Source organism: Allobosea sp. CRIB-10 (genome assembly GCF_900112185.1).
In the GTDB taxonomy this organism is placed as follows: Bacteria; Pseudomonadota; Alphaproteobacteria; order Rhizobiales; family Beijerinckiaceae; genus Allobosea.
The window spans coordinates 1-13,557 of the sequence record NZ_FOKP01000047.1 but is presented as its reverse complement, the minus strand read 5'-3'; the positions used below and the strand labels follow the sequence as shown (position 1 = coordinate 13,557).

General features: G+C 67.7%; 12 protein-coding genes. 10 read left to right on the top strand and 2 right to left on the bottom strand.

All coding sequences use genetic code 11. From position 1 onward, the window contains the following. Nucleotides 1–200: 200 nt before the first annotated feature. Complete coding sequence (locus BMZ69_RS30145) at nt 201–932, bottom strand: LuxR family transcriptional regulator (protein WP_092163710.1); 732 nt, start codon at nt 930–932, stop codon at nt 201–203. 144 nt (nt 933–1,076) lie between these two features. On the opposite strand from BMZ69_RS30145, the gene BMZ69_RS30140 reads away from it, so the two are divergent. From BMZ69_RS30140 to BMZ69_RS30130, 3 genes are all read left to right on the top strand, one after another. Then, the gene (locus BMZ69_RS30140) at nt 1,077–1,490 is read left to right on the top strand and encodes a helix-turn-helix domain-containing protein (protein ID WP_092163709.1); all 414 of its coding nucleotides are present in this window, start codon (nt 1,077–1,079) and stop codon (nt 1,488–1,490) included. A 156-nt stretch (nt 1,491–1,646) separates the two neighbouring features. Then, on the top strand, nt 1,647–2,852 hold the full coding sequence (metK, locus tag BMZ69_RS30135; protein ID WP_092163708.1) for a methionine adenosyltransferase: 1,206 nt from the start codon (nt 1,647–1,649) through the stop codon (nt 2,850–2,852). A gap of 81 nt (nt 2,853–2,933) precedes the next feature. Beyond that, nucleotides 2,934–3,626, top strand: a complete 693-nt coding sequence (locus tag BMZ69_RS30130; protein ID WP_092163707.1) for a tRNA (guanine(46)-N(7))-methyltransferase TrmB — start codon at nt 2,934–2,936, stop codon at nt 3,624–3,626. Here the strand turns inward: BMZ69_RS30130 and BMZ69_RS30125 are convergent. Further along, nucleotides 3,574–4,689 (bottom strand): DUF2336 domain-containing protein, encoded by a 1,116-nt coding sequence (locus BMZ69_RS30125; protein WP_092163706.1) that lies wholly within the window; start codon nt 4,687–4,689, stop codon nt 3,574–3,576. The genes BMZ69_RS30130 and BMZ69_RS30125 overlap by 53 nt on opposite strands. Nucleotides 4,690–4,933: 244 nt before the next feature. Here BMZ69_RS30125 and rimP point away from each other — a divergent pair, with 244 nt between their 5' ends. The 7 genes from rimP to BMZ69_RS30090 all read left to right on the top strand — a co-directional run. Next, entirely contained in the window at nt 4,934–5,644 is a 711-nt protein-coding gene (gene rimP, locus BMZ69_RS30120) for a ribosome maturation factor RimP (protein WP_092163705.1), read from the top strand. 5 nt (nt 5,645–5,649) lie between these two features. After that, on the top strand, nt 5,650–7,245 hold the full coding sequence (gene nusA, locus BMZ69_RS30115; RefSeq protein ID WP_092163704.1) for a transcription termination factor NusA: 1,596 nt from the start codon (nt 5,650–5,652) through the stop codon (nt 7,243–7,245). A 17-nt stretch (nt 7,246–7,262) separates the two neighbouring features. Next, nucleotides 7,263–7,952, top strand: coding sequence for an RNA-binding protein (locus tag BMZ69_RS30110; protein ID WP_092163703.1), 690 nt, complete (start codon nt 7,263–7,265; stop codon nt 7,950–7,952). Continuing rightward, complete coding sequence (infB, locus tag BMZ69_RS30105; protein ID WP_092163702.1) at nt 7,949–10,786, top strand: translation initiation factor IF-2; 2,838 nt, start codon at nt 7,949–7,951, stop codon at nt 10,784–10,786. Before BMZ69_RS30110 ends, infB begins: the two co-directional genes overlap by 4 nt. A gap of 102 nt (nt 10,787–10,888) precedes the next feature. Further along, nucleotides 10,889–11,341 carry a 30S ribosome-binding factor RbfA gene (gene rbfA, locus BMZ69_RS30100; RefSeq protein ID WP_092163701.1) on the top strand — a complete coding sequence of 151 codons (453 nt, stop codon included), beginning with the start codon at nt 10,889–10,891 and terminating at the stop codon, nt 11,339–11,341. Then, complete coding sequence (truB, locus tag BMZ69_RS30095) at nt 11,328–12,269, top strand: tRNA pseudouridine(55) synthase TruB (RefSeq protein WP_092163700.1); 942 nt, start codon at nt 11,328–11,330, stop codon at nt 12,267–12,269. Before rbfA ends, truB begins: the two co-directional genes overlap by 14 nt. Before the next feature lie 161 nt (nt 12,270–12,430). Then, on the top strand, nt 12,431–13,557 hold a 1,127-nt coding region (locus tag BMZ69_RS30090; RefSeq protein WP_139219310.1), incomplete at its 3' end, for a methyl-accepting chemotaxis protein.

Here is a 13,557-nt window from a genome sequence, read left to right as displayed (position 1 = left end):
TGCGACCATTGCTCGTCATTCAACCAAAACAAGCGGCTCATGGAACTTACCTCTCCCATGACCTGCTTGAATCACAAACTGGCCGTTGAGTTTAGGCCCTAGAGCATGTCCGCGTTTCTCCGAGTCGCGAAAATGCTCCAGCTTCTTGTTTTATCGCATTTTCTTCACGCGAACCGGTGCCCACTTCGCTCGAAAATGCTCTAGATGCTGATCTCGCCGCGGCGATAGGCCTCGATGACCGTCCGCGTGCGGCCTCTGACGCCGAGCTTCCTGGCGGCGTTCTCGAAATGCGCCTCCGCCGTCCCAGCCGAGACGCCCAGGCGCTCCGCCACGCCTTCGGTCGTCTTGCCGATCGCGAACCAGGTCAGAACTTCGCGCTCGCGCACGGTCAGGACATGTTCACGGCGAACCGGCCGCAAACAGTCGGCCGCCTTGCCATGGGCATAGATCGACATGAGGTGGATGGCCGAGCGGGCCTGGCGCGACAGGTCCGGCCGGTCGCCGGCCATGGTGACCACCGCCTGGAAGCCCGACTCGCCATGAATCGGCACGCAGAAGCCGTCGATCATGTCGAAATCGCGGGCCCGGTGCATCACCTCGCGCTGCCGGGCGGAGGCATTGTCGTCGCTGTAGACATCGGCCCAGGCGAAAGGATCGATCGTCGTCTTGCAGTGAGCCGCGATCGGATCCCAGTCCGAGAACGACTTTTCCAGATAGAGTTCGAACCAGCCCGGCGGCCAGCCGTTCAGGAGCACGAGCGGGTCGATCCGATCTCCGATCTCCGGCAGCCCGGTGACCAGGAAGGCATGGAAGCCGTAGCTCGCGAGCTGGTCGCGCAGGGCCGCGATGATGGCGGTCGGATCGGAGAGCGCGCTCAGCCGATCGATGAAATCGAGCGCGTCGCGTCCCGCATTGAAATGTCGTCCCGACATGTCGCCTTCCCTGACCGCGCCAGTTTCGACGCGGAGCGGTCAAGAATCAACGCATACCAATGCATACTAATCCATTCTTCCTTGTCGCCGCAGGTAGACGAAAGACTCGAAGTGCGGTTCAGTGCGACGCGAGGTGAGCGGCCCATGCTGAAGAAACTCCCGAATCCGATCGATCGCCATGTCGGCAGCCGCGTACGAATGCAGCGCATGCTGGCTGGTATCAGCCAGGAGAAACTCGGCGAAGCGCTCGGACTGACCTTCCAGCAGGTTCAGAAATACGAGAAGGGCACCAATAGAATCAGTGCCAGCCGCCTGCAGCAGATCGCCAAGATGCTGGGCGTCCCCGTTGCCTTCTTCTTCGAGGGCGCGCCCGCGGGCGAGGCCGTCACCGGCGGCTTCACCGACGCGGCCGCGACGGCCTATGTCGCCGACTTCCTCTCCACCAGCGAGGGTGTGCAGTTGTCGAAGGCGTTCGTGCGGATCAAGAGCTCGCGGGTGCGCCGACGGGTCATCGATCTCGTTGAAGCCCTGGCGGACGAACCCAGCGAAACGGCCTGATTCCAGCTCGCAGACGTTCGAATTAACGAACGATATATCGGCCAAACGAATTTCTGACCTTGACGGCGAACGTTTCCGCTGCAAAAGACGCTGCGCTTTTTTCGGCGCAGAGCGATCCGCCTGCGCCGCTTCGCAGCCTGGGAAGGATCCCCGACCGTGTCCCGCCAGAACTATCTCTTCACCAGCGAATCCGTTTCCGAAGGCCACCCGGACAAGGTCTGCGACCGGATCTCCGACGAGATCGTCGATCTGTTCTTCAAGGAAGCGATCAAGGCGGGGCATGACCCCGCGCAGGTGCGCGTCGCCGCCGAGACGCTGGCGACCACCAACCGCATCGTCGTCGCCGGCGAGGTCCGCACCCATCTCGACGAGAAGCAGATCAAGTCGAAGGTGAAGTCGGCGGCGCGCAAGGCGGTCCGCGCCATCGGCTACGAGCAGGACGGCTTCCACTGGAAGAAGGCCAAGATCGACGTGCTGCTGCATCCGCAGTCGGCCGACATCGCCATGGGCGTCGACGAAGGCAGCAACAAGGATGTCGGTGCCGGCGATCAGGGCATCATGTTCGGCTATGCCTGCCGCGAGACGCCGGAGCTGATGGCCGCTCCGATCTACTACGCCCACAAGATCCTGGAAGTCCTCGCCAAGGCCCGCCATGCCGGCGAAGGCGCCGCCGCCAAGCTCGGCCCCGACGCCAAGAGCCAGGTCACGGTCAAGTACGAGAACGGCAAACCGGTCGGCGTCACCCAGATCGTGCTCTCGACCCAGCATCTCGACGAGAAGCTGTCTTCGGCCGATGTCCGCAAGATCGTCGAGCCTTATATCCGTCAGACCCTGCCCGATGGCTGGATCTCGAAGGACACTGTCTGGCACGTCAACCCGACCGGCAAGTTCGTGATCGGCGGCCCGGACGGCGACGCCGGCCTGACCGGTCGCAAGATCATCGTCGACACCTATGGCGGCGCGGCCCCGCATGGCGGCGGCGCCTTCTCGGGCAAGGACCCGACCAAGGTCGACCGCTCGGCCGCCTATGCGGCGCGCTATCTCGCCAAGAACGTCGTCGCCGCCAAGCTGGCCGACCGCTGCACGATCCAGCTCTCCTACGCCATCGGCGTCGCCAAGCCGCTGTCGATCTATGTCGACCTGCACGGCACCGGCAAGATCGACGAGGCCAAGCTCGAGGGCGTGCTCGGCGAGGTGATGGACCTGACGCCGCGCGGCATCCGCACGCATCTGGGCCTCAACAAGCCGATCTACGCCAAGTCGGCGGCTTACGGCCATTTCGGCCGCAAGGCCGGCCGCGACGGCAGCTTCTCCTGGGAGAAGACCGATCTGGTCGACGCGCTGAAGAAGGCCGTCGCCTGATCCACGCCACCCGCAAGAATATCGAGGCCGGGGCTATGTCCCGGCCTTTTTCTTTTCGGCCACTCGCCGTAAAGGCACCCGATGACCGACCAGCATGATTCCGAACGGGCCTTCTTTGGCCGCCGCAAGGGCAAGGGCCTGCGCCAGGGCCAGGCCGAGCGTATCGCCGAGACCCTGCCGGCGCTGCGCCTGCCCGAGGGCCCGATCGCGAATTTGAAGGCGCTCTTTCCCATCCCCGTCGACGCCGTCAGGCTCGAGATCGGCTTCGGCGGCGGCGAGCATCTGCTGGCGCGTATGCGCGAGAGCCCGCAGATCGGCTTCATCGGCGTCGAGCCCTTCGTCAACGGCATGGCCAAGTTCCTGGCCGTGATCGAGCAGGAGGGCCTGCGTAATATCCGCCTCTGGGACGGCGATGCCGCATTGCTCCTGCCGCAGTTTCCTGCTGGGAGCATCGACGCGGCCGATTTGCTCTATCCGGATCCCTGGCCGAAACGCCGGCAGCGCAAGCGCCGCTTCGTCTCGGAGCGGACGCTGTCCCTGCTCGCCAGGGTGCTGCGGCCGGGCGGGCGCTTCCGCTTCGCCAGCGACATCGACGATTATGTCGGCTGGACGCTGGCGCGCCTCGCCGCCTCGCCCGATTTCGACTGGGTCGACGAGAACGCGGACGACTGGCGCCGGCCCTATCCCGGCTGGGTCCGGACCCGTTACGAAGCCAAGGCCATCAAAGCCGGGCGGGTGCCGAGCTATCTGACTGCGCGCCGTCGCGCATCCTGAGGAAGCCGAGCACGCGCTGCGCCGTCGTCGGCGTCAGGTTGCGGAAGCTCTGCTTCGCGCGCTCCAGCACCGGCGCCGACTTGCCGTCGCCCTTGCGCAGGCCGATCAGCGCCCTCGCCGTCTCCCAGGACCAGCCCATGCCGCGCGCGACCAGCAGGACCGCATCGCGATCGGGGCCGAAGACGATGTGCTCGGTCGCCGGCAGGGTCAGACGGGCCAAGGTGGCGACACCGCAGATGGCGTGCTCGACCGCGCCGGAGACCGCGTATTGCGCGACCACGGATTCGTCGAGCTTGCCGGCTTCGTCCAAGGCCTTGACGTCCGCCAGCGCTTTCCCGAACCGGCCCAGCTCATCGCCAATGGTCGTCTGGGCGGAGACGGCTTCGGCGCCGCGCTCGACCGCTCCCGCGACGGCGCCGACCAGGGACGGCTCGAGCGAGGCTTCGAGCCGGCGGCGAGCCGAGCTCTTGGCGGCGGCCAGCAATTGTTCGGCCAGATCGCCGGGGATGTCGGCGCGGGTGCCGAGCGTCGCCTGCAAGGCGTCGTCCTGGGCGGCGCGCATGACCAGGACACCCATGCCGTGGCGGGAGAAGCGGGCGGTCTGGTTGGCGGCGACCGCATGGGTCACGACGCGCCCGCCGCGCAGGATCAGGAAATCCGTGACCGGCTCGCCGAGATCCGGGCGCTCGGTGATGGCGAGCATGTGATCGCGCCCCTTGGCGGCGGCGATGGCGACGAGGTCATGATCGCTGAGACGGGGCGAAGCGATCAGGACCGGCCGCGCCACCGCGATCTCGTCGAGGGCGAGCTGGCGGACGACGCCGCTCGGCGCATTCGGAACGGGGGCGAGCCGCTCGGCCAGCTCGATGCGCGCCCGCATCTCGATCGCACGGGCGAGGCGCCCGATCACCACGTCGAAGACGCCGACCTGGTCCTCGCCCATATCGTTGGCCGTGGCGAGAAAGAGATCGGTCAGGCGCGACAGGATGACGGCGCGCTCATCGGTGGAGCCACGCGCCATCGTCGACTCGAGATCGCGCAGCAGCGCACCGACAGGACTCATCACGCAACCTCACCACTCAACCATCCCCCGTCCTAGCAATGAAGAATGACCAGCGGGTTAGCAGGATCGTCGAAATCGATGACAGGCTTGCAAGATCGCGGAAACGGGACTAGATAGCGCCCAACAGCTCTGGTTTCGGTGTAAGCCGGCGATCAAGAGCGGGCCCGCCGGCCCGCTCTTTTTTATTGGCCGAACCGCCCAGATGCCTTCTTTGCAGCCGGCGGGAGACGGGCGAGCCATACGGATGGTCGAGCAGAACAGCCAGGATCAGGAAGAGCGGCAAGAGGCGCGCATCGTCGTGGAGAGCGGCATCGCCGCGCGCGTTGCGGCAATCGTCGAGCCGGCGATCATGGATCTCGGCTACCGGTTGGTGCGCGTGCGCATCAGCGCCCAGAACGGCTGCACCGTCCAGATCATGGCCGAGTTGCCCGACGGCACGATGAATGTCGAAGGCTGCGAGGCCGTGAGCCAGGCGGTTTCGCCGGCGCTGGACGTCGACGATCCGATCCAGGCGGCGTATCATCTGGAGGTGTCCTCGCCCGGCATCGACCGGCCATTGGTCCGACCCAGCGATTTCGCGCGCTGGGCCGGTCACCTGACCAAGATCGAGACCAGCGAACCCTTCGCCGGGCGCAAGCGCTTCCGCGGTATCCTGCGCGGCGCAGACGGGACCGACGCGCTGCTGTCGCGTGACGACGCCAAGGCGGACGAGGATCGCGACGTCGCGATCCCGATGCGCCTGATCGCCGAGGCGCGGCTGGTGCTGACCGACGCGCTGGTCACCGAATCGCTCCGGCGCGGCAAGTCCGGCCTGGCACCGGAAATGCCGCCCGCCGACGAGATCGCCCAGCCCGTGCCCGGGCGCGGCAAGTCGCTCGGCCCCCGTGATCCCAAGGCCCGCAAGCCGGGCAAGGGTCGCAAGGGGCCGCTGCAGAACACAGAAGAAGAGGAGTGAGCGCCATGGCCGTCAGCGCCAACCGGCTCGAGCTGTTGCAGATCGCCGACGCCGTTGCCCGCGAGAAGTCGATCGACCGGCAGATCGTGATCGACGCGATGCAGGACGCGATCGCCAAGGCGGCGCGCTCGCGCTACGGCGCCGAGACCGACGTCCATGCCGAGATCAACCCGAAATCGGGTGAGCTTCGGCTGGCGCGCCATCTCCAGGTCGTCGACCTCGTCGAGAACGGCGCCGTCGAGATCACCGTCGACGAGGCCAAGCGCCACAACCCGGCCGCCCAGGTCGGCGACGTCATCGCCGATCCGCTGCCGCCCTTCGATTTCGGCCGCATCGCCGCCCAGTCGGCCAAGCAGGTCATCGTGCAGAAGGTGCGCGAGGCCGAACGCGACCGGCAGTATGACGAGTACAAGGATCGCATCGGCGAGATCGTCAACGGCGCGGTCAAGCGCGTCGAATACGGCAACGTCTTCGTCGATCTCGGCCGCGGCGAGGCGATCATCCGCCGCGACGAGATGATCCCGCGTGAGACCTTCAAGGTCGGCGACCGCGCCCGCGCCTATGTCTACGACGTGCGCCGCGAGCCACGTGGACCGCAGATCTTCCTGTCGCGCACCCATCCGCAGTTCATGGCCAAGCTGTTCGGCCAGGAAGTGCCGGAGATCTATGACGGGATCGTCGAGGTCAAGGCCGTCGCCCGCGACCCGGGCTCGCGCGCCAAGATCGCGGTGATCTCGCGCGATTCCTCGATCGACCCGGTCGGCGCCTGCGTCGGCATGCGCGGCTCGCGCGTGCAGGCCGTAGTCGGCGAATTGCAGGGCGAGAAGATCGACATCATCCCGTGGTCGCCCGATGTCGCGACCTTCGTCGTCAACGCGCTGCAGCCGGCCGAAGTCGCCAAGGTCGTGCTCGACGAGGAAGCGGACAAGATCGAGGTCGTGGTGCCGGACGAGCAGCTCTCGCTCGCCATCGGCCGCCGCGGCCAGAACGTCCGCCTGGCCTCGCAGCTCACCGGCTGGGACATCGACATCCTGACGGAGCAGGAAGAGTCGGAGCGCCGCCAGAAGGAGTTCGTGCAGCGTACCGAGCTGTTCATGAACGCCCTCAATGTCGACGAGACCGTTGGCCAGCTGCTCGCCTCGGAAGGCTTCCGCTCGGTCGAGGAAGTCGCCTATGTCGAGCCGAACGAATTGTCCTCGATCGAAGGCTTCGACGAGGACACCGCCGCCGAAATCCAGAGCCGCGCCCAGGAGCATCTGGCCGCGGTCGAGGCCGAGCTCGACGACAAGCGCAAGGCGCTCGGCGTCGAGGACGAGCTGCGCGAGGTCGAGGGCGTCACCACCGCGATGATGGTCGCGCTCGGCGAGAACGACGTGAAGAGCGTCGAGGACCTCGCCGGCTGCGCCACCGACGACCTTGTCGGCTGGACCGAGCGCAAGGATGGCGAGACCACCCGTCATTCCGGCTATCTCGACGGCTTCGACCTCTCGCGCCAGGATGCCGAGGCGATCGTGATGGCGGCTCGCGTCAAGGCGGGCTGGATCGAGGCGCCGGAGCCGGAAGCCGAGGCTGAGGCCGAAGCCGAGGAGTCGCAGGCCTGAGTTCGGAGCCGCGCAAGATGAGCCGGCGCGCCGAGCGCGAGGGTCCCGAGCGGACCTGCGTGGTGACGCGCCAGGGCCGGTCGCCGGAGGACCTGATCCGCTTCGTGGTCGGCCCCGGCGATGTGCTGGTGCCGGACATCAGGCGCAAATTGCCGGGACGCGGCGTCTGGGTCTCGCTCAGCGCCGCCGCCGTCGGCGAAGCGGTGAAGCGGCGCGCTTTCGAGCGTTCGCTGAAGACAAAGGTCACGGTGTCGCCGGAGCTTCCGGCCGAGGTCGACGCCCTGCTGGCGCGGGACGCGGTCCAGGCGCTGGCGATGGCGAACAAGGCCGGGCTCGTCGTCAGCGGCTTCGCCAAGGTCGAGGCGCTGGCGCAGGCCGGGCGCGCGGCGGCGGTGATCGCCGCCAGCGACGGCGCCGAGGACGGCAAACGCAAGATCGGCCAGGCGCTGCGGCGGGCGCCGATGCCGAAAGAGATACCGGTCGTGACGAATTTCGCCGCGGCCGAACTGGAACTGGCGCTGGGGCGTGAGCATGTGATACATGCAGCGCTTGCTCCGGGTCCGGCGACTGAGGGTTTCCTCGCGCGCTGGCGTCGGCTCGTCCGCTATCGGACGAACGATGCTGGCGAAACGGCGTTTATCGACCCGGTCGAATCCGATGCGCGAGATCAGACGAAGACCGAACCGGCAGGACCGAAAGCGGAATGAGTGACACCAAGACCCCCGGCGACAAGACCTTGAGCGTGACGCCTCCCAAGACGTTGTCGCTGAAGCGCCCTGTCGAACAGAGCACGGTTCGGCAGAGCTTCTCGCATGGGCGTTCGAAGCAGGTCGTCGTCGAGGTCAAGCGCCGCGTCGCCCACGAACCCGCCGCGGCGCCCGTAGCGCCCCGCCCGCCCCAGGCACCGCAAGCCCCGGCAGCTCCGCGGCCGCCGCAGCCGGCTCCCGCGGCCAACCGGCCGTCCGGCGGCATGCTGTTGCGCACGCTCTCGGACGACGAGAAGGACGCGCGCCAGCGCGCCCTCTCCGACGCCCGCGCCACCGAGGCCGAGGCCCGCGCCCGCGCCGAGGAGGAGGCCCGCCAGCGCGCCGCACGCGAAGCCCGCGAACGAGCCGAGCGGGAGGCCGCCCAGGCGCGCCAGCGCGAGGAAGAAGACCGTCGCCGCCAGGAAGACGAGCACAAGCGCCGCGCCGAGAGCGCCGCACGCCAGCGCATGAGCGAGGAGGCCGCCCCGCCGCGTCCGGCCGCGCCGCCGCGCGAGGCCGCCCCGGCAGCCCCGACGCAGCAGCAGCCCTACTCCCAGCAGCCCCGCCCGGCGCCGTCAGGCCCGCGCGAGCCGCGGGATTCGCGCGATTATGGTTCGCCGCGCCCACCGGCGCGCGATGTCGGCGCCCGTCCGCCGCGGCTCGATTTCCGTCCGCCGCGCTCGGATGCGCCGCGCGGCCCCCGCCCTGACCCGAATGCGACCGCCGAGCCAGTCGTCGCCCGGCCGACCCGCCAGGCGCCGTCCGCAGGCGCCCCGCGCAGCCGTCCCGATGATGGCGAGGCGCGTCCCGCCTTCCGCCGTCCCGGCGGAGCGCCTGGCGCCCCCCGCGGCGCTCCGGCTCCGGCTCCGAAGACTCCGAAGGTCGGCGAGAAGCCGCGTGGCCGCCTGACGCTGTCGACCGCGACCGGCGGGGATGACGAGCGGACCCGCTCGCTCGCCTCGTTCCGGCGCCGCGTGCAGCGCATGACCGGCCATCGCGCCTCGGACGCGCAGAAAGAGCGCGTGATGCGCGAGGTGATCATCCCCGAGACGATCACCATCCAGGAACTCGCGAACCGCATGACCGAGCGCGGCGTCGACGTCATCCGCCTGCTGATGAAGCAGGGCGCGATGCACAAGATCACCGACGTGATCGACGCCGACACCGCCCAGCTCGTCGCCGAGGAAATGGGCCATACCGTCAAGCGCGTCGCCGAATCCGACGTCGAGGAAGGCCTGTTCGACACGCCGGACACCGACGAGACCCTGGTCTCGCGGCCGCCGGTCGTGACCATCATGGGCCATGTCGACCACGGCAAGACCTCGCTGCTCGACGCGATCCGCAAGACCCATGTCGTCTCCGGCGAAGCCGGTGGCATCACCCAGCATATCGGCGCCTATCAGGTGACGACGCCGGCCGGTGCCAAGGTGACCTTCATCGACACGCCCGGCCACGCCGCCTTCACGGCGATGCGCGCCCGCGGCGCCAAGGTGACGGACATCGTCGTTCTGGTGGTGGCGGCCGATGACGGCGTGATGCCGCAGACGGTCGAGGCCATCAACCACGCCAAGGCGGCCAAGGTGCCGCTGATCGTGGCGATCAACAAGATCGACAAATCCGACGCCAACCCGGATCGGGTCCGCTCCGAGCTGCTGCAATACGAGATCCAGGTCGAGTCGCTCGGCGGCGAGACTTTGGAGATCGAGGTCTCGGCCAAGACCGGCCAGGGCCTGGACACGCTGCTCGATGCGATCGCGCTGCAGGCCGAGGTGCTCGACCTCAAGGCCAACCCCGATCGCGTCGCCGAAGGCACAGTGATCGAGGCCAAGCTCGACCGTGGCCGCGGCCCGGTCGCGACCGTCCTCGTCCAGCGCGGCACGCTGCGCACTGGCGACATCGTCGTCGCCGGCGCCGAATGGGGCCGCGTCCGCGCGCTGATCTCCGATACCGGCGCCCAAATCAAGGAAGCGGCGCCGTCGCTGCCGGTCGAGGTGCTCGGCTTCAACGGCACGCCGGAAGCCGGCGACCGCGTCGCGGTCGTCGAGTCCGAGGCGCGGGCCCGCGAGATCACCGACTATCGCGAGCGCCAGAAGCGCGACCGTCTCGCCGCCCGCGGCGCCGGCTCGGGTGCCGGCCGCTCGCTCGCCGAGATGATGCGCGAGCTCAAGGAAGGCGCCGGCCGCAAGGAGTTCCCGCTCGTCGTCAAGGGCGACGTGCAGGGCTCGGTCGAAGCCATCGTCGGCTCGCTCGAGAAGGTCGGCAATGACGAGGTGCGCGCCCGCGTGCTCTCGTCGGGCGTCGGCGCGATCACCGAATCCGACGTCACGCTGGCCCAGGCTTCGGGCGCGGTGGTGATCGGCTTCAACGTGCGCGCCCACAAGGAAGCGCGCGAGGCGGCCGAACGGGCCGGCGTCGAGATCCGTTACTACAGCATCATCTACAACCTGATGGATGATGTGAAGGACGCGATGTCGGGCCTGCTGGCGCCGACCCTGCGCGAGACCATGCTCGGCAATGCGCAGATCCTCGAGATCTTCAACGTCTCGAAGGTCGGCAAGATCGCCGGCTGTCGCGTCACCGACGGCACGATCGAGCGCGGCGCCAATGTCCGCCTGATCCGCGACGGCGTCGTGGTTCACGAGGGCAAGCTCGCCCAGCTCAAGCGCTTCAAGGACGACGCCAAGGAAGTGGTCGCCGGCCAGGAATGCGGCATGTCCTTCGAGAGCTACCAGGACATGCGCGCTGGCGACGTGATCGAATGCTTCCGTGTCGAGGAGATCAAGCGCAGCCTCTGACAGGCACGCTTACTCCCCGGATACCCCAAGGATGGCCGGGCTTTCGCCCGGCCATGACGTTTCAAACCCGTCCGTCCGGTCCGATCCCGGAGAACGAGAACCATGGCGAAGAAACCCAATACTCAGGGCTCAGGGCCCTCGCAGCGGCAATTGCGCGTCGGCGAGCTGATCCGGCATGCGCTGGCCGAGATGCTGGCGCGCGGCGACATCCACGACGATGTACTGGCGAAGCACGTCATCACGGTACCGGAAGTTCGCCTCTCGCCCGATCTCAAGCTCGCGACCTGCTACATCATGCCGCTCGGCGGCCAGGATATCGCGCCGGTGCTGAAGGCGCTCGATGCCAACAAGCGCTATATCCGCGGCGAGGTCGCTCATCGGGTCAACCTGAAATACGCGCCCGATCTGCGCTTCCGCCAAGATGAGAGCTTCGACGAGGCTGCCAGGATCGACGCTTTGCTCGATTCCGAGGCCGTGCGCCGCGACACCGACCGCAAACCGCTGCGCATCGACCAAGATTTCGATCAGCAAGACAAGCACGATGACGACGACTGACGAGAACCGCCCGGCCGAGGCGGATGGCGGCCGGCCGCCACGACCCAAGAAGCGCGACGTGCATGGCTGGGTCGTGCTCGACAAGCCGGTGGGGATGACCTCGACCCATGCCGTCGCCGTGGTCAAGCGGGCCTATAGCGCCAAGAAAGCCGGCCATGCCGGTACGCTCGATCCGCTCGCCTCGGGCCTGCTGCCGATCGCGCTGGGCGAGGCGACCAAGACCGTCCCCTTCGTGATGGACGGCCGCAAGGCCTATGAGTTCACCGTCGCCTGGGGCTCGCAGACCGACACCGACGACACCGAAGGCAAGGTCGTCGCGACCTCCGAGGAGCGCCCGGACGAACCGGCGATCGCGGCGCTGCTGCCACGCTTCACCGGCACGATCCAGCAGGTGCCGCCAAAGTTCTCGGCGATCAAGATCGCCGGCGAGCGCGCCTACGACCTTGCCCGCGACGGCGAGGAGGTGACGCTGGAGGCGCGCCCGGTCGAGATCACGGCGCTGCGCATCGTCAGGCATGACGGCCCGACCACCACCTTCGAGGCCGAATGCGGCAAGGGCACCTATGTCCGCGCCATCGCCAGGGATCTCGGCCTGGCGCTCGGCTGTCTCGGCCATGTCGCGCATCTCAGACGCACCCGCGTCGGCCCGTTCGCGGTGGCGGATGCGGCGACGGTGGAGATGCTGCGCGAGGGCGACGGCGCCGCCCAGGCGCTCCTGCCGGTCTCGGCGGCACTACAGCTGATCCCTGAGATCGTGGTGCATCGTGACGCCGCGCTTCGGCTTAAGCGCGGGCAGAGCGTGCTGCTGCGCGGCCGCGACGCCCCCCTGGAGGCCGATGCCGTCTATGCGGTAAGCGGCGGCGTGCTGATCGCCACCGGCTCGATCATGCAGGGCGAATTCGTCCCGCATCGGGTCTTCAACCTGTAGGCGAGCTGAACTCGAAAGCGCACGCACAAGTCTGAAATTGGTTCAGAATTTGCGCTGACACAGCCGAAAACAAGCGGTTTTCCGCTCGTTTAAAACGAAATTTACCAGTTTACCGACCTCCTTGGCTGCCAGCCTGCCCCGGCAAATCCAAGGAGCCGCTCGTGAAGAAGCTCGCCTCGCTCTGGCTACCCATCTCGAACCGGCTCGCCATTCTCGGGGTCGTCATTGTCGTCGCTGCGGTGGCTGCGTCCGTCATTCTGTCGATCCGGGCGGCCGACAGCGCCATGCGCGACCGGGCGCAGGCCAGCCTCATCGTCAACAGCAACCTACTGCGTGACGTCCTGACATCGAAGGGCGAACCGCGGCTCGACGGCGACAAGCTCTATTTCGGCTCCGAGCTGGTGAACGGCAACTTCGCCGCTGTCGACAAGGTCAAGGCGCTCTCCGGCGGCACCGCCACCGTGTTCATGGGCGACACCCGCATCTCGACCAACGTGCAGAAGCCGGATGGCTCGCGCGCGGTCGGAACCAAGCTGGCGCAAGGCCCCGCCTACGATGCCGTCTTCAAGGAGCGCAGGACCTATTCCGGCGCCGCCGACATCCTCGGCGTGCCCTATTTCACGATCTATGAGCCGATCATTCAGACGTCGAACAATGCGGTGATCGGCATCCTCTATGTCGGGATCAAGCAGGCGGATTTCCTCACTGTCATCGACGAGATGATCCGCAACAACGTCATCGCCGGCCTCATGATTGCCCTGGTCGGCGGCGTGCTGCTGTTCTGGCTGACGCGCCGGATGCTGAAGCCGCTCGGCCAGCTCAAGGCCTCGATGCTGAAGCTCGCCGCCGGCGATCTCGCCAGCGAACCGCCGAGGATGCGCAGCGGCGACGAGGTCGCGGCGATGGCGGATGCGGTCGCCGTCCTGCGCGAGGCGGCAATCGAGAAGGCGCGGCTGGAGACCGAGGCGGCCGAGCAGTCAGAGCGCAGCGATGCCGAGCGCCGCAGCAACCAGGCCGAGCGCGAACGCACGGCCGAGCAGCAGCGCGAGCACGCGCGCCAGCAGGAAGCGATCGTCCGCGCCCTCGCCGCTGGTCTGGAGCGTCTCGCCCAGGCCGACCTGACCTGTCGGCTCGAAGAGGCTTTTCCGGCCGAGTACGAGCAGCTCCGGGCCGATTTCAACGAAGCCGTCGACCGCCTCTCGGCAACCGTCTCGACGATCCAGGTGACGGCCTGCGATGTCGGCATCGCGGCGCGCGAGATCAACATGGGCGCCGACGATCTGTCGAA